At 64.4% G+C, this 23,018-nt stretch carries 19 protein-coding genes; 6 read left to right on the plus strand and 13 right to left on the minus strand.

The annotated features are described in order from the left end of the window. Window positions 1-3: 3 nt before the first annotated feature. On the minus strand, window positions 4-1,413 hold the full coding sequence (locus N826_RS16875) for a sigma-54-dependent transcriptional regulator (protein ID WP_211099313.1): 1,410 nt from the start codon (window positions 1,411-1,413) through the stop codon (window positions 4-6). A gap of 285 nt (window positions 1,414-1,698) precedes the next feature. Between N826_RS16875 and N826_RS16880 the strand changes: the two genes are divergently transcribed. From N826_RS16880 to N826_RS16890, 3 genes are all read left to right on the plus strand, one after another. Further along, window positions 1,699-2,112, plus strand: a complete 414-nt coding sequence (locus N826_RS16880; protein WP_044430745.1) for a response regulator — start codon at window positions 1,699-1,701, stop codon at window positions 2,110-2,112. Window positions 2,113-2,196: 84 nt separating this feature from the next. Continuing rightward, a complete protein-coding gene (locus N826_RS16885) occupies window positions 2,197-3,636 on the plus strand; it encodes a methyl-accepting chemotaxis protein (protein WP_308518200.1) in 1,440 nt (479 codons plus the stop codon). Window positions 3,637-3,747: 111 nt separating this feature from the next. Beyond that, on the plus strand, window positions 3,748-4,155 hold the full coding sequence (locus N826_RS16890) for a DNA-binding protein (RefSeq protein ID WP_084720830.1): 408 nt from the start codon (window positions 3,748-3,750) through the stop codon (window positions 4,153-4,155). Between the two features lie 382 nt (window positions 4,156-4,537). Here N826_RS16890 and N826_RS16895 read toward each other — a convergent pair whose 3' ends face one another. From N826_RS16895 to N826_RS16905, 3 genes are all read right to left on the minus strand, one after another. Further along, window positions 4,538-5,299 carry a hypothetical protein gene (locus tag N826_RS16895; protein WP_147040319.1) on the minus strand — a complete coding sequence of 254 codons (762 nt, stop codon included), beginning with the start codon at window positions 5,297-5,299 and terminating at the stop codon, window positions 4,538-4,540. 399 nt (window positions 5,300-5,698) lie between these two features. Next, window positions 5,699-6,670 (minus strand): zinc-binding dehydrogenase, encoded by a 972-nt coding sequence (locus N826_RS16900; protein ID WP_044430750.1) that lies wholly within the window; start codon window positions 6,668-6,670, stop codon window positions 5,699-5,701. 160 nt (window positions 6,671-6,830) lie between these two features. After that, a complete protein-coding gene (locus N826_RS16905; protein WP_244619475.1) occupies window positions 6,831-7,868 on the minus strand; it encodes a D-alanine--D-alanine ligase family protein in 1,038 nt (345 codons plus the stop codon). Between the two features lie 175 nt (window positions 7,869-8,043). On the opposite strand from N826_RS16905, the gene N826_RS16910 reads away from it, so the two are divergent. The 3 genes from N826_RS16910 to N826_RS16920 all read left to right on the plus strand — a co-directional run bounded on the left by N826_RS16910 (window position 8,044) and on the right by N826_RS16920 (window position 12,202). Then, a complete protein-coding gene (locus N826_RS16910) occupies window positions 8,044-10,167 on the plus strand; it encodes a B12-binding domain-containing radical SAM protein (RefSeq protein WP_044430754.1) in 2,124 nt (707 codons plus the stop codon). A 44-nt stretch (window positions 10,168-10,211) separates the two neighbouring features. Further along, entirely contained in the window at window positions 10,212-11,342 is a 1,131-nt protein-coding gene (gene blsG / locus N826_RS16915) for an arginine 2,3-aminomutase (protein WP_052831465.1), read from the plus strand. Window positions 11,343-11,416: 74 nt separating this feature from the next. Next, window positions 11,417-12,202: a 2OG-Fe dioxygenase family protein gene (locus N826_RS16920; protein ID WP_044430756.1), complete on the plus strand. Its 786-nt coding sequence runs from the start codon at window positions 11,417-11,419 to the stop codon at window positions 12,200-12,202. Window positions 12,203-12,236: 34 nt separating this feature from the next. Here the strand turns inward: N826_RS16920 and N826_RS16925 are convergent, their stop codons facing one another. The 9 genes from N826_RS16925 to N826_RS16965 form a co-directional block, all read right to left on the minus strand. Beyond that, a complete protein-coding gene (locus N826_RS16925; protein ID WP_044430757.1) occupies window positions 12,237-13,571 on the minus strand; it encodes a DUF6271 family protein in 1,335 nt (444 codons plus the stop codon). Then, complete coding sequence (locus N826_RS16930; RefSeq protein WP_044430758.1) at window positions 13,556-14,470, minus strand: hypothetical protein; 915 nt, start codon at window positions 14,468-14,470, stop codon at window positions 13,556-13,558. The genes N826_RS16925 and N826_RS16930 overlap by 16 nt, the downstream gene beginning before the upstream one ends. A 225-nt stretch (window positions 14,471-14,695) precedes the next feature. Further along, the gene (locus N826_RS16935) at window positions 14,696-16,105 is read right to left on the minus strand and encodes an HlyD family type I secretion periplasmic adaptor subunit (RefSeq protein ID WP_044430759.1); all 1,410 of its coding nucleotides are present in this window, start codon (window positions 16,103-16,105) and stop codon (window positions 14,696-14,698) included. Continuing rightward, window positions 16,089-18,260: a type I secretion system permease/ATPase gene (locus tag N826_RS16940; protein ID WP_044430760.1), complete on the minus strand. Its 2,172-nt coding sequence runs from the start codon at window positions 18,258-18,260 to the stop codon at window positions 16,089-16,091. The genes N826_RS16935 and N826_RS16940 overlap by 17 nt, the downstream gene beginning before the upstream one ends. 292 nt (window positions 18,261-18,552) lie before the next feature. Further along, window positions 18,553-18,960 (minus strand): VOC family protein, encoded by a 408-nt coding sequence (locus N826_RS16945; RefSeq protein ID WP_052831466.1) that lies wholly within the window; start codon window positions 18,958-18,960, stop codon window positions 18,553-18,555. 16 nt (window positions 18,961-18,976) lie between these two features. Then, on the minus strand, window positions 18,977-20,221 hold the full coding sequence (locus N826_RS16950; RefSeq protein ID WP_044430761.1) for a class I SAM-dependent methyltransferase: 1,245 nt from the start codon (window positions 20,219-20,221) through the stop codon (window positions 18,977-18,979). Then, on the minus strand, window positions 20,218-21,288 hold the full coding sequence (locus tag N826_RS16955; RefSeq protein WP_044430762.1) for a Gfo/Idh/MocA family protein: 1,071 nt from the start codon (window positions 21,286-21,288) through the stop codon (window positions 20,218-20,220). Before N826_RS16955 ends, N826_RS16950 begins: the two co-directional genes overlap by 4 nt. Beyond that, window positions 21,285-21,947 (minus strand): class I SAM-dependent methyltransferase, encoded by a 663-nt coding sequence (locus tag N826_RS16960; protein ID WP_044430763.1) that lies wholly within the window; start codon window positions 21,945-21,947, stop codon window positions 21,285-21,287. The genes N826_RS16955 and N826_RS16960 overlap by 4 nt, the downstream gene beginning before the upstream one ends. After that, a complete protein-coding gene (locus N826_RS16965; RefSeq protein ID WP_044430764.1) occupies window positions 21,947-23,011 on the minus strand; it encodes a radical SAM/SPASM domain-containing protein in 1,065 nt (354 codons plus the stop codon). Before N826_RS16965 ends, N826_RS16960 begins: the two co-directional genes overlap by 1 nt. Window positions 23,012-23,018 lie beyond the last annotated feature (7 nt).

The raw sequence follows: 23,018 nt of genomic DNA on the forward strand, positions 1-23,018 counted from the left end.
ACACTACGCTTCGGCATCGGCCAGCCAGAGACGCCGCTTGCGGTGGATCGTCGATACGTTGATGCCCAGCTTCTGCGCGGCCTGGGACAGGTTTCCCCCGCATAGCCGGATCGCCCGCTCGACCGCCTCGCGCTCGACTTCCGCCAAGGGCAGGATACGGTCGTCGTCGGGAATGCCGGGCTTATCCCGGTAGGGGACGGAACGGTTGCCCGATTGGGTCGCCTCGCCGACCAGATCGTCTGGCAGCATCTCGGCCGTGATAACCGGCTTGTCGTTGAGGACCACGACGCCGCGCAGGACATTCTGCAACTGTCGGATATTGCCCGGCCAGGTACTGTGCAGCAGGCGGCTTTCCGCATCCGGGCTCAGTTCGCGGCTGCCGGTTCCCTCCTGCTCGGCGATGCGAACCAGCAGGTGGCGGGCGATCAGCAAGACGTCGCGGCCGCGTTCCCTTAGCGGCGGAAGGTGTACCGGCAGCACGTGGAGCCGGTAATAAAGGTCTTCGCGGAAGCGGCCGGCGCGGACTTCTTCCAGCGGGCGCCGGTTGGTGGCGCAGATCAGGCGCGCGTCGATCTGCACCGTGCCGCTGCCGCCGACCGGCTGGATCGCCCCGGTCTGGACGAAACGCAGCAGCTTGGCCTGGATTGCAGGCTCCATCTCGCAGACCTCGTCCAGGAAAAGCGTGCCGCCGTCGGCTTGTGCGACCAAGCCCGTCCGGTCGCGCACGGCTCCGGTGAAGGCGCCGCGCGCATGGCCGAACAGTTCGGATTCGACCAGATCGCGTGGGATTGCCGCGCAATTGACCGCGATCAGCGGCGCGTCGCGGCGTGCGCTGCGGCGGTGGATCGCTTCAGCGCAGAGTTCCTTGCCGGTGCCGTTCTCGCCGGTGATGAAGACCGGAGCGCTACTGCGGGCGGAAAGGTCGATAACGCGGTAGACTGCCCGCATCGTCATGTCGGCGCCGATAAAGCCCTCGAACCTTTCCGAAAGCCGGTCGCCGCCCAGATCGTCGCCGCCCAGCAGTTCGACCACGCGCGACAGCCGGCGCCGGTCGAGGGCATTGGTCAGCGTGGTTTCCAACCGTGGGGCGTCGAAAGGTTTGGTCAAGAAATCGTCAGCCCCGGCGTGGATGGCGGCCACCGCCGTCTCGATGGAGCTGTTGGCCGTGATGACGATGACGGCTGTTCTGGCATCCTCCCGCCGGATTTCCTCGACCAGCGTCATGCCGTCGCCGTCCGGCAATTGAAGGTCGCACAGCACCGCGTCGGGCTGAAAACGCTTCACGGCATCCCGTGCTTCGGCAAGTGAAGCGGCCAGCCGGGCGGATACCCCCGCCTGCTCAAGATAGCGCAGATAGATTCGAGCAAGGCTCAAGGTGTCTTCTACCACCAGCACCAGCCGGGCGTTCTGCAAGTCCAATCTCCACAATGCAGTGCAGTATGAAACCGATCGTTTATCTTTCTTAGTTTCCTAAGAAATAACGGCAACCGTCTAAAGCGATTTCACTCGCTCAATCCAGGCCCGATCGGCCGCAAAAACGCATGCCGTTGCAATTTACCATGGTGAAATGCCACGGGGGCAAGCGCGCATGCCACTCCCCTCCCTTATTAGACAGCATATGAAAAGCCTTTGAGGCGAAGACATTGGGTTGGCATGACAAATGCTAATAAATCGCTAAGTTCAATTCGAGAGGGCATCATGCAGGAAATCCTGGTCGTCGATGATGATGGGACCTACCGGACCATCGTAATGCGCGTCCTGACGCGGGCTGGGTTTTCGGTTTCTGGGGTCCGGACGGGAGAGGAAGCGCTGGCGGTTCTCGATCAGAGTACGCCCAGCATCGTCGTAACCGATATCCTGATGCCCGACATGGACGGGCTGGAACTGATCCGTGCAATCCGGCGCACCGGACGCGGCATCGGGATCATTGCGATTTCCGGAGGCAGCGATCCGATGTTCGACTTCCTTCCCGCCGCGTCCATCTTCGGCGCCGACTTGGCATTGAGGAAGCCGTTCGAATTGGCCTCAATGGTTGTGGCAGTCAATCAGCTCCTGCTGGCGCGGCAAGCCGGGCCGGTGCAGTCCCGCAACCAGGCTGCCGGCAGCAATTGAATTAAACGATAAAATTGTAACACTTGAAGGGCTTTGACTATGTTCGGTCTCATTCGTTCCAAAAAGTCATCCGGTGCTGAAGCCTTGTTGAAGGCCCTGGACATGTCCCAGGCGGTGATCGAGTTCGACATGGACGGTATCGTGATCGGTGCCAACGGCAATTTCCTGTCGACCATGGGCTACACGCTGCCGGAAATCCAGGGCAAGCATCATCGCATGTTCGTCGAACCGGCTCAGGCTTCCAGCGCAGAGTATCTCCAGTTCTGGGAGAAGCTGCGGCGCGGAGAATTCCAGGCCGCCCAGTTCAAGCGCATCGGCAAGGGCGGGCGGGAAATCTGGATCGAAGCTTCCTACAACCCGATCCTCGACGCGCGCGGCAAACCCTCCAAGGTCGTCAAGTTCGCCACCGATATCACCATCCGCAAGGCGCGGGAGGCCGATTTCCAGGGGCAGGTCGATGCGATCAACAAGTCCCAGGCGGTGATCGAATTCGAACTGGACGGCACCGTGATCTCTGCGAATGGAAATTTCCTGGCGGCGATGGGCTATACGCTGGCCGAGGTGCAGGGAAGGCACCACCGCATGTTCGTCGATCCGGCCACGGCATCCAGTTCGGACTATGCGCTGTTCTGGGAGAAGCTGCGGCGCGGAGAGTTCCAGGCCGCACAGTTCAAGCGCATCGCCAAGGATGGGCGCGAGATCTGGATCGAGGCATCGTACAATCCGATCCTGGATGCCAACGGCAAGATCATCAAGGTCGTCAAGTTCGCCACTGATATCACCAGGCAGGTCGAGCTTCTGGGTCACCTCAAGACACTGATCGATCACAACTTCGGGGAAATAGCCGAAGCGCTGGAGCAGTCGGACGGCCAGTCGGCGGCAGCTATGAACGCGGCCACCGATACCTCCGGCAACGTGCAGGCCGTCGCCGCCGCCGCCGAGGAACTGGCGAGTTCCGCCGTCGAGATTTCCACGAGCATGGCGAGATCGAGGACGGCGGCCGACGAAGCGGGCCGGCAGGCGGAGACCGCGGATCGCGCGACCCAGCGTCTTGCCGACGCTGCCCGCCAGATGACCGGCATCATCGACCTCATCAGGAGCATCGCCGGGCAGATCAACCTGCTGGCACTCAATGCGACGATCGAGGCAGCCAGGGCGGGAGAGGCCGGCCGGGGCTTCGCCGTCGTGGCGACCGAGGTTAAGAACCTCGCTAATCAGGCCGCCAGGGCGACCGACCAGATCTCCGGCGAGATCGACGGCATCCAGACGATCTCCGGCGATGTCGTCGGCGCCTTGGGCGGCATCCGGTTGTCCATCGAATCGGTCCGTGACTACGTGCTCACGACCGCCAGCGCCGTCGAGGAGCAGACCGCGGTCACGAGCGAGATGTCACGCAGCATGCAAGGCGCTTCCACCGCCGTTTCCGCCATCACGAGCAATATCGGCGATATCGCGTCGTCGGTGCGGCACGTCGCGGCGGCTGTCGGCAAGACCAAGGAGGCGGCACGTGTCCTTGCGCGCTAGCCCGAGAGTACCGTCCCGTCCTCCAGCACCGTGTATTCGCCCGGATGAACTGAACAAAATCGTTCGTCATGCGATAGACTTGTTCTCGCTATTGTACAAACGGAATTGAAGATGGCTACACGCAGGCGGTTGACCGACGACGAATTGTTCAGACTTGCAGACGAGGCGCATGACCGTTGGGGTACCGTGACGGTTTCGGCGCTCCAGCATGCCGCGGGCGGTGGTAGTGCCGCACGGCTCAAGAAGATCATCGCCGAGTGGGAACGGCGGCAGGGCAAGGGCGGCCCGGAAGATGCCGACGAAGAGCCGCCAATCGCTCCGGAAGCCCTGTCCGACGGCAACGAGGAAAGTGCCGGCGATGGCGTTCAGGAACCGGCGGATGTTGAAACCGGCTCACGCGGCGCCTACGACAGGCTTCTCGACGAGCTGCGCGAGACCCGGCGCGCCCATGCGGAAGAAACGGCCCGGCTTAACCGCCTGATCGATGCGCTGATGGACGAGCTGAGAGCGCGGCGCTGACGACGGATCTTGAACGTAAGCCGCTTTTGCACCCGATTACTGGCTGACCGAGCGAGATTATACCAACGGCATTGAAGATTGACCGGTGAGTTCCGGCAAAGATGTCAGGCTGAAGAGGCCGGATCTACAAGAGCACTCTGGCGTAGGTCGGGCCTCTTCAGCCCGACATTTAAGGCTCCAGACCGGTCAGTGTTTGATGCTGTTGGTCTTATACCAGGGGCCGAAGACATTGACCTGTGTGGGCAGTGTTTGTTGGGCCACGGCCCAACCTACAGGCTCCTGCTTCGTAGGTTGGGCCGTGGCCCAACACTTCCGAAGCGCCGGTCAAATTCTTCGGCCCTTGGTATTAGTCTCGGAAACCTCCGGTCCGGAAGGTTCCTTGTTATTGCAGCGATGCTATGACGGTTTCGTGATCCATCGCCATGTCGGCAAGGCGCCGCTCGTCCAGGTCCACCACGACGTAGAACGGCTTCCGCATTTCGTCGCAATAGGTGGAATCCCCCAGTTCGATCAGGCGTTTGGATTCCCCGTTGGAAATGCGGGTGTGCATCTTGTCGAAAGCTTCTACTCCACCCAGACGGGCGGCTACGTCCAGTTGGGAACGGCGGAGAAGCGATGAATTCCGGACGGTGAAGTCCGCATATCTCTTGAACGCTACAACATCCGCCCAGACCTTGCCGCAGGCCAGACCCGCCAGCATCGTTTGGGTTTGCAGCGCCACGACGCGGTCGGCCATCGTGAAGTCCGGCATCGTGCGGGACTGGATCAGGTCGTCGGCATCGATGGACGAGCCGATGGAAACGGCAGTCGGTGCGGCGATCTGCCGACTTCCGATCCTTTCCCTTTCGGCGCCATCGCTTTCCGCTTCAGGAGAGGACTCCAGTAACGAGACTTCCGCCCCGGCCTGCCCGGCGATGGCCTGTACCGTCCGCATTTCGAAAGCGGGCTGGACGAACTTCATGCCTGCGTGGCTGACCGGTGCACTGGCAATCGAGATAGTGTCTGGTGACTGGGAAACATTCAACCGTTCCCCGGCGCCGGTCTCGGCACATCCGGCCAGCAAACTTCCGGCCAGGGGAAGCAGGGCGAGGGCGGAATACAGGGCAGAACAATGCCGCAGGCCCCGGCGAGCTGAAAATCCCATTTCGGCCTCTTTTGGAAATAAACTGAGGAGTTGTCGTCTAAAAATGACTCTACCACTGCCGCTGGCGCGGTTGACGATCTCCCAGGGAGTAGTTTTTGCAGTAAAAAGAATATGTGACTATACGCCGGCACCTGTCCAAAAGATGCCTAGCCGGTGCAAGTAACAAAAGAATCAGCCTATATAACGGCAATCACGATGCACAATAATATGGAAATGTATTTGGATGGTAACTCGAGAGTTTAATCAGGATTATAGGTCATATTGACAAAGTTATTGTGAGCGCATGATGTCTGCCATCGGTCTGAGGCGATCAGGATCAATGTCTGCCGGCCTATATCCATAAGCTCTCGAACCGACCAACGGTTTGCCCGAAGCCTGCATATTCCCCACAGAACATGCTCAAACCGTCATGACGATCTTGCCGAAATGCCCGTTGCTGCGCATGTAGGCCAACGCGTCGGCGGCTTGATCGAGCGGGAATGTCCGGTCGATCGGCAGGCGCAGCCGGCCGGCCGTCACGGCATCCCATAAATCTTCGCGCATCAGCCGGTTGATCGTCCGAACCTCCTCGACCGAGCGGGTGCGGAAGGTGACCCCGATATAGGAGATCCGTTTCAGCGCGTGCAGATCGAAATCGAACTCGCCCTTGAAACCACCGAGCCGGCCGACATTGACGATACGCCCAAGCACCGCCGCAGCCTGCATGTTCTGGTTCATGACGCCCGCAGAAACATGGTCGACGATGACATCCACGCCCTTGCCGCCGGTGGCGCTCAGTGCCTGCCCAGGCCATTCCGGATCGGAAGGATCGAGCGCCAGATCGGCGCCGAATTCCTGAAGCCGCGCCCGCCGGCCGGCATCCCTGGCAGTTCCGATCACGACGGCGGCCCCCATGAGCTTGGCGATCTGGAGCCCCATCAGCCCGACGCCGGAACTGGCCCCCTGGATCAGAACGCTTTCCTCAGCGCTCAGCCGCCCATTGGTGACGATGGCGTCGTGCATGGTTTGCAAGGCGAGGGGAAGGGTAGCGGCTTCCTCGAAGCTCAATTCAGTGCCGGCGGGAGCGACGCGCCCCCAGTCGGCGACGGCGTATTCCGCATAGCCGCCGCTTCCGGTACACATCACCCGGTCACCCGGCTTGATGCCGGGTGGAACCTCGGCACCGGTCTCGACCACCTCGCCGGCCCATTCGAGGCCAGGAATGGTGCCCGGACCACCGATGGCGCCGTGGCTGCGTCCGCTGGTCACGATCAAGTCGGCGCGGTTCAGTGAGCAGGCCCGGACGCGGACCAGTACCTCCGCCGGTTTAGGCTGGGGCACGGGAGCGTCATCAAGTGCCACTCCACCGTCGCCAAGGACGATTGCCTTCATCTTTCTTCCCTTCGCGGCGCCGATCCGCAAACTCCGGCTATAGAACTTTTATAGCAAACCCTCCGGCGGTCAAAAAGTCGCCGCTGATTTTCCACTCCAGCATGCTTCTGCTCACCGGATGCTCGTGGCGCGCACCGCAAACATCGATGCGAGGCAGTTGTCAATCGACCTGTCCGATTCCCGGGAGCCAGCTTACCGGAGCTTGGTTCCGGGCAAGGGCCGAGCGCACGATCCGGCCGATCAGTTCGCGGAACGGGATGCCCGCCAGTTCGCACATCACGGGAAGATCGGAATTGTGGGGGCGAAGCCCCGGCAGCGCGTTGGCTTCGAGGATGTAGGGGTTGCCCATGGCGTCCGAGCGTATGTCGATGCGCCCGCCGTCCCGGCAGCCCAAGGCGTTCCAGGCGGCGAGGGCCAGCCTGCCCGCCAGTCGCGCTTCCGGGTCGTCGACCAGGACCCCGGGGAAGCCGGTCGCGTATTTGAAATAGACGGGCTCGTCGCCCAGCAGTTTTTCCAGCACGCCGACCGGTCTCGCGTCCGGTCCGGTACCGAGGATACCGACGGTGAACTCCCGTCCCGACAGAAAGGTTTCGACCAACGCAGGTTGCGCAAAGCGCGTGATGACGTGACGGCAGCGCGCTTCGAGCGCAGCCGGCGAGTCGACCTTCGATTCCGGTGATACGCCCTTGCTGTTGCCCTCCTGAAGGGGCTTGACCATAAGGGGAAATGGAAGATCGACTTGGCCGATATCGGCCTGCTCCGCCACGATGGCGAAGGGAGGAGTGGGCAGGCCGTGGTCGCGGAGCACGCGCTTTGCCATCACCTTGTGGAGGGTGAGGGCACAGGTCAGCGCGTCGGAGAAAGTGTACGGGATGCGCCAGGCGTCGAGCAGCGCCGGGATCTGGGCCTCGCGGCCGATCCCATGCATCCCCTCGGCCATGTTGAAAACCAGATCCCAACGGTCGCCCTGCAGCAACCGGCCTGCAAGATCTTCGAGATTTCCGACCCGATCGACTTGCCAGTCGTGGCACTCCAGCGCTTCTTGGATGGCATCGATGGTTTCAGGGTAGTCGAATTCCGCCGCTTCTTCGGCGGTGAAGCCAAGTTCAAGATAGCGATCACGAAGATCGTAGGTCAATCCGATGCGCATTGGCGATAAGACCACAATTTTAAATTGGTAATTTGGTGGATGCTGCAAGTGGAGACGGTTAGCTGTCCATTCTTGCTCCGACAGGTTACGGAAGCAGCCTCGCTGAAGCTGAACTGCGGCAGGCTGGGATGAAAACGATTGTCAACTCAGCCTAAAAAGTGTATTCTATACAGATTTTCTTATAAAAAGTGTACACGGAAAAATTTCTGCCTCAAAGGGTGTCATGTCGATCGGTGCTTCGATCAAACCCAACCTGCTCGCGATCGTGCCGCCCTATGCGATCTGGGGTCCTCCAGCGGGCGCAGCAGCGCTGCTGGCCTACCTAAAGGCCGCCGGCTGCCATGATTTTTCCTTCCTTGATCTTCGGCTGTTCGCCCCCGACGTGACAAAGCCGACTTACCGGGAGATCGGTCCCTTCGGTGAGTCGTTCGTCCTCGACGTGCCGGACCTCCCGCTGGTGCTCGCCGTGCTCGAACAGTTCCGGCTTGGCGGGGATCTCCTCGACCTGCCCGATGCGATAGTCGAGCCGTTCTGCCAGGAGCGCGGCTTGAACTCACTGCACCTGCGCTCCTATCTCGCGCGCATGGGGCACCTCGTGACGTCGGTGTTCGACCGGATTCCGGAGCTCCACTTCGTCGGCTTCTCGGTTTGGACCTCCAACTACCTGACGACGCTGCTTGCCGCCGCCTGCCTGAAGCGGCGCAAGGATGCTCCCTTCATCGTGGCGGGCGGGCCGCAGGTTTCGCAGAGTTCGACGGCGGCGCAACTCGGGCTCAGGGCAGGCCTCTTCGACGCCGTGGTCGTCGGCGAGGGCGAGCAGGCGCTGCTCGACCTCTATGCCGGTTTTTCGTCCACCCGGCGCAAGGTCGCCGCCCAAGTGGGAGGGACGCTCGCGATCGACCCGGACGACGGCGCTTTCGTCCACAAGCCGCGCGGGCTTCTGAAGCTTCAGGAATTGCCGCTGCCCGACTTCGACGAGATGCACCTTCCCGCCTACTCTTTGGGAGGCAAGCGCGTCGTCTCCTATCAGCTTTCGCGGGGATGCACAGACAAGTGCAGCTTCTGCAGCGAATGGGTCTTGTGGGAACGTTTCCGCCTGACGCAGATGGATCGCGCTGTCGCGGATGTGAGAGAACTCCAACGGCGTTGGGGCGCCGAGCGAATCTGGTTCACGGACTCGCTGCTGAACGGATCTCCCAACCATCTCAGGACCTTCGCCCAGGGTCTGATCGACAAGGACGTTCGGATCGACTGGAGCGGCTACATGCGCGCCCAAACCGACGCCGAAACCGCACGGCTGCTGCGCCGCTCGGGTTGCATGTGGGTCTTCGTCGGCGTCGAATCGCTGGACGACGAGACCCTTCGGCGGATGAACAAGCGCCGGACCGAACAGCAGAACCTTGACGCGGTGCAAGCCTTCCTCGACGCCGGGATCCAGGTCAAGGTCGGCCTGATTCCCGGTTTCCCGGGAGACACTCCCAAGAGCTTTCTCCGAACGGCCGCCCGGCTGCACCGCATGATGGCGAACCATCGGCTGCTCGGAGTCAGCCACGAGGCCTTCACGGTGCTTCCGGGCCAGCCGATATATGACGACCTCGACGCCTTCGGCTTGACGCCTATCCCCTGGTCCGACGAGGTACTGGGCATAGCTCCGGCGCTGTCCGATATCGCCGCCCGGAGCCGGTGCCGGGTGGAGGGCGCCAACCAGGGGATCGACCGGCTGGGCGAATATGCCGTGTCCCTGTCCCTCACCGGACCCGCCCAGCCCTTCGACGGCGATGCCGACCACCTGCGCGAGAAGATCACCGCGTACGACCTCGCCACCACGGCGCTCGGAGACGACGTGTGGCTGGTGCGCACCGTATCGTCCCTGGGCCACACCGTGGGTCTGCTGCTCACCACCGGGGAGCAGCGGGACCTCTTGTCCTGTGCCGTCGAAGGAGTGCGTCCCGTCCCGGTGTGCGACGCTCCCGAACCGGGTGCCGCCATTCGCCGCCTGCTGGCCAGTCATGCCGTCGGCATCCCGCCGGAGGCGCCGCCCGTGGCCGCCGCGCGCTACCGATCGCTGCCGCCTCTCGCCGAGGGAGCGAGCCTTGCGATCGGACCGCATACGATCGCGCGGCGCATCGGATCTTTGCTGTGGCTGGCCAACCTCGCGACCGGCAACTTTCACGCGATCGGGATCGAGGACATCGTTGCAGCGGCCATCCTCTGTGGGGCCGAGCTACCGATGCTGCCCACCGCCGTCGATCTCACCGAGCGCGGGCTCCTTGTCTATGCAACCCTGCCCGCAGCGGCGCCGGCCGCGGCGCCCCGGGACAGGCGTCCCGCCTCCCCATCCGCGTGATCCGGCCTGATCCCGGACGTGCCCCCTTACGGAGACCCAGCTCAATGGCCGACCCAGCCCCAGCCAGCCCCAACCCGCCTCCTCACCTCGCCACCGAGGCCCGCTGGGGCGAATGGCGCCAGCAGCTCTCCAACCGCATCCGGACGATCGAGGAGTTGCGTGAGTGGATCGACATCACTCCGGCCGAAGTCGAAGCCATCGAGCGATGCCGCGGCAGATACCGCTGGAGCATCACCCAGTACTATGCCTCGCTGATGGATCGGCACGACGAGAACTGCCCCATCCGCCTTCAGGCCGTGCCCAGTCCCGGAGAGTTCGTGGAATACCTAGGCGCCGAAATCGATCCCGTGGGTGACATGGTCTACCGGAAGACCAACCGCGTGATCCACAAATACCCAGACCGGGTGGCGCTCCTTGTCACCAGCGTCTGCCCGGTATACTGCCGGCACTGCACACGCAAGTACCACACCACCAACGTCGACGGCACGTATTTCGAGGAGCGGGAAGGGGCCTCCTTCGAGCCTGACATTCAGTACATCGCGGATCATCCCGAGATCCGGGACGTCCTCCTGACGGGGGGCGATCCGCTCATGTACACCGATCAGAAGCTCGAAGCCTTGCTTCGCGCCCTCCGGGACATACCCCATGTCGAGATCCTGCGCATCGGCAGCCGCTTTCCGGTGTTCATGCCCGCCCGGATCACCCCGGAACTCTGCCGCATGCTCGAATCCCTGCATCCGGTATGGTTGAACACGCAGTTCAACCACCCGAAGGAAGTCACGCCGGAAGCAGCCGCCGCCTGCGACATGCTGCTGCGTCACGGCATCCCCGTGCAGAACCAGTCGGTGCTGCTCAAGGGCGTCAACGACGACGCCGGGACGATGCGAAACCTCGTGCAGGCGCTGCTCAGGATCCGCGTCCGGCCCTACTATCTGTATCACTGCGACAATGTCAGCGGCGTCTCCCACTTCATGACAAGCCTCGAAGAGGGGCGTGAGATCATGGAGCAGCTTCTTGGCTTCACCACCGGATTCTCCGTCCCGCAATACGTGCTCACGACGGACTACGGCAAGATTCCAGCCTCGCGGCAGGTCGTTCACCGCGATGAAGACGGTAATGTCTGGGTGGAAAACTACAAAAAGCAAAAGAAGAACCTGGGGCTCATCCTGCGCTGATACGAGTATCGGTGCATTCCCGCCTTGATCGATCGAGCGCATCCACACCAATTCATCAGAGAGGATAAGACAGCATGAACGCAACAGATCCGGCGCCGCTTCGGGAGCTCGGCTGGACGAGGTATGACCGCGCGCGCATCCTCGGCGACTCGTTCGACGGATTCGGCAACTCGCTCGCGCAGCTCCAGCATTTCTTCCGTGACCTTCCGCCCGATCGTTACGCTCCGGACTCCGGACGGTTTCGCCGGCATACGCGGGGTGTATTCCTGCCCTGGGAAGACCGCCTGAGCTGGCTTCCGAACATCGAAGACGCCCAGTACGGAAGCGTCGTGGATTACGACATGCAGGGCTACAATCCGGAATTCGCCTCGGTGAAGCGGCAGATGCCCGCTGTTCCGGACGCCGTCCGAACGGACCCGCTCGTCGAGCGCATCGTGCGTTTCGACGTCGCGCAGACCTTGTGGCTCGGTGATTTCGCGCGGACGCCGCTCAGCGTGGGAGTGGGTTGCATGCTCCTTTCGGTAGACGAGGCAGGCCGGGAGGCCGCAGCCACGCCGAATGAGCTTCACAAGGATGGCGACGCCGTAGCCTTCACCTTCATCCACCTCATTCTGCGCGACAACGTCGAAGGAGGAACGAACTACATCGCGCCGCCACGCTGCGTCGGCTTGCTCCCCTGTGAGCTGTCCAAGGCGATGATCGACGCGGAGTTCACGCTCCATGACGAACTGGACAGCTTCGTTGTGCACAATTCGCGCGTGAGCCACCACGTCAGCCCGATCCGGCAGGATAAGGCGGGCGCGCCGGGTCGGCGCGGCGTGCTGATCGTGGCGGTGTCGCCGCTGGTCAAACAGCTCTGAAGGGTGCGCGGAGCGGGCTCCGCCGCGCAGCGCTTCAAAGCAGGATCGCTTCCGGTAAGGGGGTGCAGCGGGCGGAGGCTACCAGCGCCGGCCAGTGGCGAATCAGGAACGCGAAGTCGTGGATTCCCTGGGCGACCTCCTCCACGAAGTCGGGGCCGTGCTCGACGGCTTCTGCCACGGCCAGGAGGCGGCCCCTGCGCGCGGCGTCGTCCGCTTCCCCCGCAGCGGTGCGGTAGATCGCCGCGAAAGCAGAGGGCATGCCGGTCATGATGGGCATGGAAGCCTCCAGGGCGGCGAGAAGGCTGGCGAGGTATGCCGCGGTGTCGACGCCGCCGGACGTGGTGAGGAAGTCGGTCGGACGCGCGCGCAGGGTGCGGTGGTGGGCGACGAGCACCGGCCAGACGATCATATGGCGGAGGTCGCGGCGCGCATAGTCGACCACGGCGTCGAGGTCGCGCTGCCCGGCGCGCGCGGCGTCGTAGCGGTGCAGCACTTTCCGGGAGTGATAGATGATCGGCCGTCCAAGGAAGCGCAGGGCATTGCGGCGGAGATAGTCGCTGCCCAGGGTGCCGCGGATGGGCATCTCGGGCAACTCCAGGAAGATGTCGGCGATGGTGCTGGCGCCTACGCAGGTGCGGGCATTTACGTCCTCTTCGAAGAAGTCGCGATCATGGCGGATATCCGGGCCGGAAACCATGTATTGGTCCGTTTCCCGCATCAGCGCCTCGCGGGAGGCATCTGGAGAGGCGAGAAGCTCGATTTCCACGACGTGCCGGACATCGACCGCGAGCAGGTCGCGGCGGTCATGCACGGCGCTCCCGAAGGCGTCGGTGCCGACGAAGGAAACGATATCGGCAGCGGCGAGCGTTCCGCTTGCTACTTCGAGATCGAGCTCGACGACGCGTGCATCGATCGCCTGGAGTTCAAGAACACAGGGATAGGCGGGGCCGAGGCCGGGCCTGTCATCGATGCGCACGTCGGAGTCCCGGCGGTGAAGTACCCGCGCTCCGACCGCCGCCGCAAGGAGCGCCGCCTTGTTCGGTCCGGCGCCGTAGGCCGCTTCACGGGGATGCAGCAGGGTCAGCAGCCGCTCTCGTTCGTTCGCCAGCAGGCCGGCGCCGTCGACGACGGCGCGCAGGAAGGCAGCGGTTCCCGCCCAGTTCATATGGGCGACGTCGATCCCGTGGCGGGTACGCGCCGCAGCCAGGGCATCTCGGTGGGCGCCGTTCCACGGACGGTCGGCGTGCTCGATGAGCGCGACGAGGCAGCTGCCGGTTCTCTCGCGGATCAGCAAAGCCTCTTGAGCGAGCTGCTCGACTTGATCGGCGCATTGCCGATCCGTCGGCACGTATATCAGGTTGGCAGGCATGCGAACTCCGGGTCGGATGGTTCAGAGGACGGATCGACCGTCGCAAGGTCCACGTTACGCACGCGCACGTACCAGTGCACGTGGAGGCGATAGGGCCGGCCGTCCACCGAGACCGGCACCGGCGGCATATGCGTCCAGCAGCCAAGCGGGCGGGCCGGGCAGCGGCGGCTCAACGAGATTGCCCGCATCGATGCACGGTTCACGATCTCCTCCTGGCCGAGATCGGCGAGGTGGACGAGCGGCCCGAAGCTGGCGCGTTCGGCCGGATCGAGCGGCTCGACGCCCTGTACAGCGAAGGTCATGCCGACGACGTGGCGGATGCGCAGCTCCGGCGGCAGCGCGGCATTGCGCCGCCGCAGCTCCCGCATGCCGGCCCACCGTGCGTCGCCGGCGAGTTCGCGCTGCGGCCACTCCGGCAGAACGCCCAGAAAATCGATGAGCGCGGTCGCCTGTGGGCCGTCCTCGATGATCGTGTCGTACAGGGTGCGGTCATAGATCTCGACCGGCTCCTTCGACAACTCCCGCATCACCCAGTCGTCGCTGGGCAGATGGTATACGCAGTCCGCGGCTACCTCGAAGCGGCCATCCGGGCGGAACGGTGCTGCTTCGGCAATTATGTGTTCTCCCGATCCGGGCCAGGAACGAACTTGATCGAGCGAAACCGTCTCGATGTAGCCCCCGTGCCGGCTCCAATCCTCGCGCAGGCGGGCGAAGGCGGCGTGCTTGCAAGGATCGTCTCGATGCGCACAAAGGTCCATCGTCGCGCGGACGATCGCGTCGCCGATGAACAGGCGCCGGTATCTGCCATACCATGCCCGCGCCTGGGCATCGCCCGCATCCTGCGGCACGATGCGGGTGGCCGATGCCCGAACCGCGGCCGTGGAGGACGATGGGCTCATATCGGGGACAGGGATGAGGGGGACCAACCGGACGAGGGTTGATTTGTCAAGGACGGCACCATCGACCGAAGGCTCAAACTGATCGTTTCGCGTAAGCGAACCCTATGGGATTTAGGGTAAAATGTCAATGAAATGCAACTATGCGCACATAATTCTACGATGGTTTCAATTTCATTCGTGGGCCGGCTCCCGCTTCGGCACAACTGATGCCGCCTAAAACAGGCTTCATCTTTCACGCAGGCTTTCCTGTTTATATCGAAGCATCGGGGCCAGCAGGTATTCGATGACGCGGCGCTGGTCGGTCTTGATCTCGACCGAAACCGCCATGCCGGGGCCGAGCGGGATCTCCTGGCCGTCCACCGCCATGACGGTCCGGTCCATCGACACCCGCGCCGTGTAGACGGGGCCGTCCGGGGTGCGCGGCCGGTTCTGGCCGTCGGCGGCGTTGGCCGCCGGCGTCGGGGTCAAGGCATCCCGCGACAGGTGCAGCACCTGCCCGCGCAGCAGGCCGTACTTGGTGAACGGGAAGGTTTCGACCTTGATCTCCGCCTCCTGGTCCTCGCGCACGAAGCCGATATCGCGGTTGAGCACCAGCGCCTCGATCTGGAGCTTCGCATCGCGCGGCACGATCACCATCAGCTTCTGAGCCGGCGTCACCACCCCGCCGACGGTATGGACATCGAGTTGCTGGACCACACCATCGATGGGGGCGGTCAGGCGCAGGCGCCCGTGACGGTCCTCGGCCTTGATCAACTCCTGGCGCAGCCCGGCCAGCTTGCGCTCCGCCTCCGCGATGGCGCTCAGGGTGACGCTCCTGAACTCCTGCTCGGCCTGCCGGGCACTGTCGCGCAGCGTCACGATCTGGGCATCCAGCTGGGTGAGCCGGTGGTTCTGGATCGACAGGTCCTGCTCGGCCTCGACCAGTTCCTGCTGAAGCTCCAGCGCGCTTAGCTTGGGCGTCAGGTCCCTGCGGGCGAGGTATTGCAGCGCCTCCACCCGCTCGCGAATCAGCGGCAGCGTCGTCCGGAGCTTCGTCTGCTCCGCCACGACGCCGGACCGCTCGGCCTGACGCTGGAGCAGTTCGTTGCCCAATCCCGCGATCTTCGACTGGTACTCGCCCAACTTGCTGCGCAGCAGTTCCCGGTGCAGCACCGCCAGAACAGGATCGGTGCCCTGCGGCAGGTCGAGGACGGCCACGGCTGCCGGAACATGGGCGTCGGCGGCGTCCAGGGCAGCGTGGAGGCGGATGCCCTCGATCGCGGTTTCGGTCACCTCACGCGACAGACGGTCGCGCTCCGCGGCACTCTCGGTCGGATCCAGCTCGATCAGCATGTCGCCGGCCGTGACGGACTGGCCGTCGCGGACATGGATGAACCGGACGACGCCCAGTTCCTTGGGCTGGATCAGTTTGCTGCCTTCGTCCGGGACGATCCGGCCCTCGGCCACGGCGACGACGTCGACATGGCCGAACCAGGCCCAGACCAGGGCCGTGACCAGGAACCCGGCCAAGGCCAGCGCGGTGGCGCGTCCGGCGGGAGAAGGCGGGGTCTCGACGATCTCAAGGGCCGCCGGCAGGAATTCCAGCTCGTGGCGGTTCCGCTTCAGGCGCGCTGCCGATTCAGCCCGCGACGACATGGGGGGCCTCCCCGTTCTGAAGGCGGTGGAGGGCGGCGTAGCGGCCGCCCCGGCGCAGCAGGTCGGCATGGGTCCCGTCCTCGGTCAGGCGGCCGGCCTCGATCGTCAGGATGCGGTCGGCGCCGCGCACGGCGGCCAAGCGGTGGGCGATGATCACCACGGTCCGGCCGGCGCAGATCCGCCGCATGTTGCGCTGGATGGCGCTTTCGGATTCGTAGTCGAGAGCGCTGGTCGCCTCGTCGAAGATCAGGATGCGCGGCTGGGTCACCAGGGCGCGGGCGATGGCGATGCGCTGGCGCTGGCCGCCCGACAGGGTGCTGCCGCGCTCGCCGACCATGGTGTCGTAGCCCTGCGGCAGTTCCAGGATGAAGTCGTGGGCGCCGGCGAGGTTGGCCGCCTCGATGATCCGCTCCATCGGCATGCCCGGATCGGCCAGGGCGATGTTGTCGCGGATCGTACGGTTGAACAGGACGTTCTCCTGAAGCACCACGCCGATCTGGCGGCGCAGCCAGGCCGGATCGACCAGGGCCAGATCGGCGCCGTCGATCAGGACGCGGCCGGCCTCCGGCACATAGAGCCGCTGGAGCAGCTTCGTCAGCGTGCTCTTGCCTGAGCCCGACGGACCGACGATGCCGACGACCTGACCGGCCGGTACTTCGATCGAGACGTCGGTCAGCGCCGGCGATCCGTCCACCCGGTAGCGGAACGTCACGTGGTCGAACCGCAGCGCCCCCTTGATCGGCGGCAAGGCCGCGCGGTTCGGGTTGTAGGACGGTTCGGCGGCCGTGTTGAGGATGTCGCCCAGCCGGGCGATCGACAGGCGGGCCTGCTGGAAGTCCTGCCACAGCTGGGCCAGCCGCAGCACCGGCGAACTGACCCTGCCGGCCAGCATGTTGAAGGCGACGAGCTGGCCGACGCTGAGGTCGCCGCCGATCACCAGGAGCGCGCCGAAATACAGCGTCGCCGCCGTGCCGAGCTTGTTGATGAGCTGTGCTACCTGGCCGGCGGTGCTGCCCAGGTTGGAGACCTTGAAGCCAGCCGAGACGTAGCCGGCAAGCTGCTCCTCCCAGCGGCGGTGCATTTCCGGCTCGACGGCCATCGACTTGAGCGTCTCGACGCCGCCGACCGCCTCGACCAGGAATGCTTGGTTCTCGGCGCCGCGCGCGAACTTCTCGTCCAGGCGGCGGCGCAGGACCGGCGTGACCAGCACCGACAGCGCCACGTAGCAGGGGATCGTGGCAAGCACGATCCAAGTCAGCACCGGGCTGTAGAAGTACATCACGGCCAGGAAGACGACGGTGAAGACGAGGTCGATCACCAGGGTCAGGGCGGAGCCGGTCAGGAAGTTGCGCACCGTTTCCAATTCGCGCACCCGGGCGATGCTGTCGCCCGCCCGGCGCGCCTGGAAATACGACAGCGGCAGGGCCAGCAGGTGGCGGAACAGCCGGGCGCCGAGCGTCACGTCGATGCGGTTGGTGGTGTGGGCGAAGACGTAGGTTCGCAGCGTGCCCAGCACCGCCTCGAACATCGAGACGACAACCAGCCCTAGGACCAGCACGTCTAAAGTGGTCAAACCGCGATGGACCAGCACCTTGTCGATGACGACCTGGAAGAACAGCGGCGAAATCAGCGCGAAGACCTGGAGAAAGAAGGAGGCGACCAGGACTTCGGTGAACAGCGTCCGGTAGCGGACGATGGCGGGGACGAACCAGCCGATGCCGAACTTGCGGTTGGCGTCGGTCAGCGCCGCCCTCCGGGTCAGCAGGATCAACTCGCCGCTCCAGGCCTGCTCGAACTTGTCGCGGTTGATGGCTAGGGGGCGCGACTCCAGCGGGTCCTGGATCAGCACCTTGTCGGCCGCCACCTGGGCGAGCACGAAGAAGCCGCCGTCCTTTCGCCGTCCGATGGCGGGCAGCGGAGTGCGGGCCAGACGATCCCATGAGGTGCGGACGAGGCGCGCCTTGACGCCCAGCCCCTTGGCACATCGAAGCAGCTCGGCCGGTTCCATCGCCCGGCTGCTTCGGCCGTATTCGTGCCTCAACCCGTCGGGTGAAGCCGCGATGCCGAGAAAGCGCAAGATCAGCGCCAGCGACACCAGACCGGTATCGGGCTTTGCCGCTTCGGCGGCGGGGGGCTGGGTAGCGGTATCGGTCATGACGACAGGCATTTCGGAACGGGTTGACGTGCTGTAACCGGGAGTCCCGCCCCATCGGCCATGGTGCCGCCGGATGCGTCCTGATATCAGGAGCACAAAGATGTAATGACAAGATGAAATTCGCGCAATGCGGCATGTTGACGATGCAACATCCTACAATCCCGGCCGATTGATTTCCGCAGCGTATGAAATCGAGCAGTGCTATTCAGGATTGAAGTTACAAGATTATGCTACTGCTATTTCTTATCTAGGTGAAAGCCATAGTAGGCTGAAATCAAAGTCGATCCTTGCCTCAGACATAGGGAAACTGGACGCACTGGCTGTCGTACTGGTGAAATTCGACCGGGGTCCCATCCGGGTCGGCGATGGTGAACTGCAAGGTGCGGTCGGTTCGGCCCCGCTTCACCTCAGCGGCGAGGCCCAGCGTCCGGACATGGGCCGCCGTTGCTTCGATATCTTCGACTTCGAAGCACAGGTGGCGGAACAGGCCGCGGCCGGACCGAGACTCCGGGTCCTGTTCGTTGAACAGTTCCAGGAACGTGCCTGGGGCGACGGTCAGCAGGACGCCGTAGCGCTCGCCGGCGAGGTTGACGAACTCGTGGATGACACGGGCTTCCATCAGACTGCCGTAGAACGCGATCAGGCGCTCAAGGTCGAACGTGCCGAGACAGACATGGGCGAGGCGGCGCACCGGGGGCATGGCGGATCTCCTCCCCTCAGAGGATCGTGGGGAAGGGCAGAGGCACAATGAAGCGGCCACCGGCTGCCCGGTAGCGTTCGTGCCGGGCCATGATCGGGGCGGCGTAGCGCCATGCCAGGATCACGACCGCCGAGGGCGGCGTGTCGCGGTAGAGGGCGTCCGACGTGGTGACCGGGATATCGCGTCCCTCCGCCGGCAAGGTGCCGGCCAGCGGCTTGTCGTCGGCGATGAAGTCCAGGACGTCGCCGAGGCGGAACTGGTGGACCAGGGTGACCGAGCCGACCGATGCGCCGTAGCCGGCGACACGGCCGCCGCCGGCTTTCTCCGCCGCGATCAGGTCGCCCAGCCGGTCGGTGACTTCCGTCAGGCGGCGGGCGAAGGCGCGGTAGGGTTCGGGCCGGTCGAGACCCGCCGCCAGTTCGGCCGCCACCGTTTCGGCGATGCTGGGCGAGACCGGACGCGGTCCGTCCCTGAGCTGGACGATGCCCCGGATCGAGCCGCCCTTATTCGGGACGGGCAGCACGTCGATCAGCTCCATCCCGTGGCGAGCGAAGAATCCGACCAGCGGGCGCGCCATGAAGTAGGAGAGATGCTCGTGGTAGACGGTATCGATCAGCGTCTCGCGGACGACGGCGGCACCGTAGGAGGTGTCGAAGACGAAGGTGCCGTCGGCGGTCAGCAGCGCACGGATACCGGCCATGACGTCGCCGAGATCGTCCAGGTTGGCGAAGGTGTTGTTGGCGACGACCAACCGTGCCCGGCCGTGGGTTTCAAGGATCTCGCCGGCCAGGGCGGCGTCGAAGAAGCGCGCCAGCGTCGGCGTGCCGGCGGCGGATGCGCGGGCGGCGATCTCCTGCGCCGGATCGACGCCAAGGACCCGCAGGCCGAAGGGCTGGAAGGCGCGGAGCAGGGTGCCGTCGTTGCTGCCGATCTCGACCACCAGGTCCCCGGCGGCGAGGCCGAGGCTCTCGACCACCTGACCGGCGAACGACCGGAAGTATTCGTCAAGGCCCAGGGAAATGGTGGTGCGGTAGCGGAAGTTCCGGTACTGGATTTCCGGGTCGATGATATCCAGGAGCTGGAAGTGGCCGCAATCGCGGCACAAATAGAGGTCGAGCGGAACCTGACTGTCCTTCAGCCCTGCCGCGACTTCCCCGGTGTTCGGCGTCGCGATCGGGATTGGGCGCAACGGCACGACATTGTCGACATTGGCTCCGCCGCACAGCCGGCAGGTGTCGCGATGGTGGAAGGCGGATTTCATGCAAAGCTCCCGGAATGACGCCAGATAGCTTCGGCGAGCCGAAGATCCTCAAGGGCGTCGCGGCCATTGGCGAGTGGCGTTCGCCGCGCGCGGATGTCGGTGACGAAGGCTTCGGCCTGACGGCGGAACGACCAGCTCCAGCCCGACGGCGGCGGATGAATGGCGGTGACGGCGCCGGCGTGGCGGAGGGTGATGCCGGCCGGGACGTTGCGCAGCAGCGGGGGCGGGAACGAGACCGTCAGGGTCGCGCGTTCGAACGTCGCCTCGATCCCCTCGTTCCAGCCGGGGCCGGATGTCTCCGCCATGTCGAGCACCGCCGGGAAATCGCCGAAGTCGAGCAGCACCATCCGGCCGTTGGGTCGGCGCAGGTCGGCGGCGGTCACATCGGGCGTGGCGCCGAACAGCCAGCGCAGGATGTTGAGGTCGTGGACGAAGACGTTGAGGAACCAGGCATAGTCGTCGGCCATCGATGGCGGCAGCCAGTCCGGCGCCGCCGGCCACAGCTCCAGCCCGTCGGGCCGCGGTTCCGCCGTCATGACGTGGGCGCCTTCAAGCTGCGTGCCCGCCGCGAAGTCGCCGCCGTGGCAGTGGCAGCGCACGGTCAGAAGACGGCCCCAGCGCCCGTCCGACCGGGCCTCGTCCAGCAGGAACTTGGCGTGCTGGACGCCGGCATCGTGGCGCTTCATGAAGCCGACAGCATAGATCGATCCTGCCCGCTCCGCCGCATCCACCAGCCTTTCGCCCTGCGCCACGGTATGGGCCATCGGCTTTTCCGACAGCACGTGACGGCCCGCATGGAGGGCGTCCAGCACGATGGGGCCGGTGGCGGGCCGCCGGGTGACCACGACGACCGCCTCGATTTCCGGGTCCCGGAGCAATTCCCGATGGGAGGGATAGATTTTGGGCACGCCGAACCGCGAGGCGGCGGCTTGGGCCAGATCGGGGCGCAATTCGGCCAGCGCCGCGACGCGGCAGCCAGGCAGGCCGGCGAAGTTGGCGAGGTGGGCCAGCTGGCCTACCATGCCGGCGCCGATCAGGCCCAGGACGATGGTGCGGTTCCCGGTCATTCGAAGTAGATGAAGCCGTAGTCGCCGGTATAGCCGGCCTGCGCGAAGAACCATGCCCATTCGGCTGGCGTGTAGAAGGTTTCGCAGGTCAGCTGCCAGTAGAGCAGGTTCGCCTTCTCCCGCTCGTTACGGTAGGATTCGGCACAGATATAGCGGCGGTCCCGGCCGACCCGCTGCATCTCCTTCAGGGCCGTCCACAGCTCGTAGTTATAAAGGTTGTGGAAGACGTTGAGCGAATAGACGAAGTCGAAATGGCCGTCCGGCCAGGGCAGCGCGGTGCAGGTGCCGGTCCGGAGGACAGGGCGGACTTCCTCGTGCGCATGGGCGACACCATAATCCGAGATATCGATGCCGGCGACTTCCAGGCCCGGAACGGCCTGGGTCAGCTCGTACAGGAGGAAGCCCTTGCCGCAGCCGACGTCCAGCACGCGGTCGCCGGCCTTCAGACCGTAGTGGGAAGCCATGGCTTCCGCCACGGGACGCCAGCGGCCGTCGTAACGGTAGCCGCCATAGCCATACTGCCGGGCGCCGTCCCAGTAGTCGAAGCCCCATTGCTTGGCGACCGCCGCGCATTCGGCCTTGTCGTGGGCGGTTACCCGCTCGACGTATTGGCGCTTCGTACCGGTGTGGAGCGGGTGCAGGAAGTCGATCTCGGCCATCAGACGAATACCGCATGTTTGGGGTCGATCGAGAGGTATTCCAGGATCGACAGGTTCTTGGAGTGGGTGACGCAATGGTGCATGCACTGGGTGCGCGGATCGAAGGCATGCAGGCGTTCCCGGTTCTCGCCGGAGAACCACAGGTCGCGGAAGCTTTTCGTCTCGATCGAGCCCAGGTCGCCGGCATCGGTATAGGCCTTGTCCTGGCAGGTATAGACGTGCTGGTCGGCGCCGATCACGGTCAGGAACATCAGGTAGGGGCAGGTGGCATAGGTCTTCTCGAAGCCCTCGGTCATCTCGTGATAATGGTCGATCACGCCGAAGCCGTCGCCGTCGAGCGTCCGGCACAAGGCTATCTGCGGTTCGACCACCTCCCTGAATTCCCGATGATAGGCATTGTTGGCGGCGGCATCGTTGGCGACGACGGCGGCCGACAGCTTGACGTGGCCGGCGCCGGCTTCCTTGAACAGGCTGGCGATCTCGAAAATCCGCGCGGCGTTATCTTTCGACACTATCAGGCTGACGCCGAGCACCGCCTTGGTGCCGGTCGCCTTGAAGTCCCGGACATTGGAGAGAAGCTGGGTGAATGCCCCGGCAGGCGCACCGCGCGCGGCACTGTAGCTCGTGTCGTCCCAGGCGTCGACGGAGATCCGGACCCAGGTGGCATGACGGGCCAGCGCTTCGCCGACCCGGCCTTTCAGGTTGCTGCCGTTGGTCAGCGTCGCGACGTGGATGCCGCCTTTGGCGAGCCGGTCGATGACGTCGGGAAGCGGCTTGTAGAGAAGCGGCTCGCCGCCGCCGGAGAAGGTGACGGCCTTGACGCCCATGGCGATCAGGTCGTCCACGATCTCCATCATCTTGGCTTCGGGGATCTGGTCGGCTTCCCGCATCCCTTCGCCCAGTTGCAGGCCATCGGCGCGGTAGGCGCAGTACCAGCAATTGTGATTGCACCGGTTGGTCGGCTTGATCCGGATATGGACGGGCGCCTCCACTCGGCGCTCGCGGATCGCCGCGAGGTGGTCGGCATAACCCAGGTACTTGAGCGGGCTGTAGAGCGTCGCCATGGCCGGT

Source organism: Skermanella aerolata KACC 11604 (assembly GCF_000936425.1).
Lineage (GTDB): Bacteria > Pseudomonadota > Alphaproteobacteria > Azospirillales > Azospirillaceae > Skermanella > Skermanella aerolata.

Coding starts and splice junctions, on each gene's coding strand:
- N826_RS16920 (WP_044430756.1), top strand. CDS start 11,417: ATGAACGCAACAGATCCGGCGCCGCTTCGGGAGCTCGGCTGGACGAGG.
- N826_RS16940 (WP_044430760.1), bottom strand. CDS start 18,260: ATGACCGATACCGCTACCCAGCCCCCCGCCGCCGAAGCGGCAAAGCCC.
- N826_RS16955 (WP_044430762.1), bottom strand. CDS start 21,288: ATGACCGGGAACCGCACCATCGTCCTGGGCCTGATCGGCGCCGGCATG.
- N826_RS16925 (WP_044430757.1), bottom strand. CDS start 13,571: ATGCCTGCCAACCTGATATACGTGCCGACGGATCGGCAATGCGCCGAT.
- N826_RS16965 (WP_044430764.1), bottom strand. CDS start 23,011: ATGGCGACGCTCTACAGCCCGCTCAAGTACCTGGGTTATGCCGACCAC.
- blsG (WP_052831465.1), top strand. CDS start 10,212: ATGGCCGACCCAGCCCCAGCCAGCCCCAACCCGCCTCCTCACCTCGCC.
- N826_RS16895 (WP_147040319.1), bottom strand. CDS start 5,299: ATGGGATTTTCAGCTCGCCGGGGCCTGCGGCATTGTTCTGCCCTGTAT.
- N826_RS16950 (WP_044430761.1), bottom strand. CDS start 20,221: ATGAAATCCGCCTTCCACCATCGCGACACCTGCCGGCTGTGCGGCGGA.
- N826_RS16930 (WP_044430758.1), bottom strand. CDS start 14,470: ATGAGCCCATCGTCCTCCACGGCCGCGGTTCGGGCATCGGCCACCCGC.
- N826_RS16890 (WP_084720830.1), top strand. CDS start 3,748: ATGGCTACACGCAGGCGGTTGACCGACGACGAATTGTTCAGACTTGCA.
- N826_RS16900 (WP_044430750.1), bottom strand. CDS start 6,670: ATGAAGGCAATCGTCCTTGGCGACGGTGGAGTGGCACTTGATGACGCT.
- N826_RS16960 (WP_044430763.1), bottom strand. CDS start 21,947: ATGGCCGAGATCGACTTCCTGCACCCGCTCCACACCGGTACGAAGCGC.
- N826_RS16910 (WP_044430754.1), top strand. CDS start 8,044: ATGTCGATCGGTGCTTCGATCAAACCCAACCTGCTCGCGATCGTGCCG.
- N826_RS16945 (WP_052831466.1), bottom strand. CDS start 18,960: ATGCCCCCGGTGCGCCGCCTCGCCCATGTCTGTCTCGGCACGTTCGAC.
- N826_RS16935 (WP_044430759.1), bottom strand. CDS start 16,105: ATGTCGTCGCGGGCTGAATCGGCAGCGCGCCTGAAGCGGAACCGCCAC.
- N826_RS16880 (WP_044430745.1), top strand. CDS start 1,699: ATGCAGGAAATCCTGGTCGTCGATGATGATGGGACCTACCGGACCATC.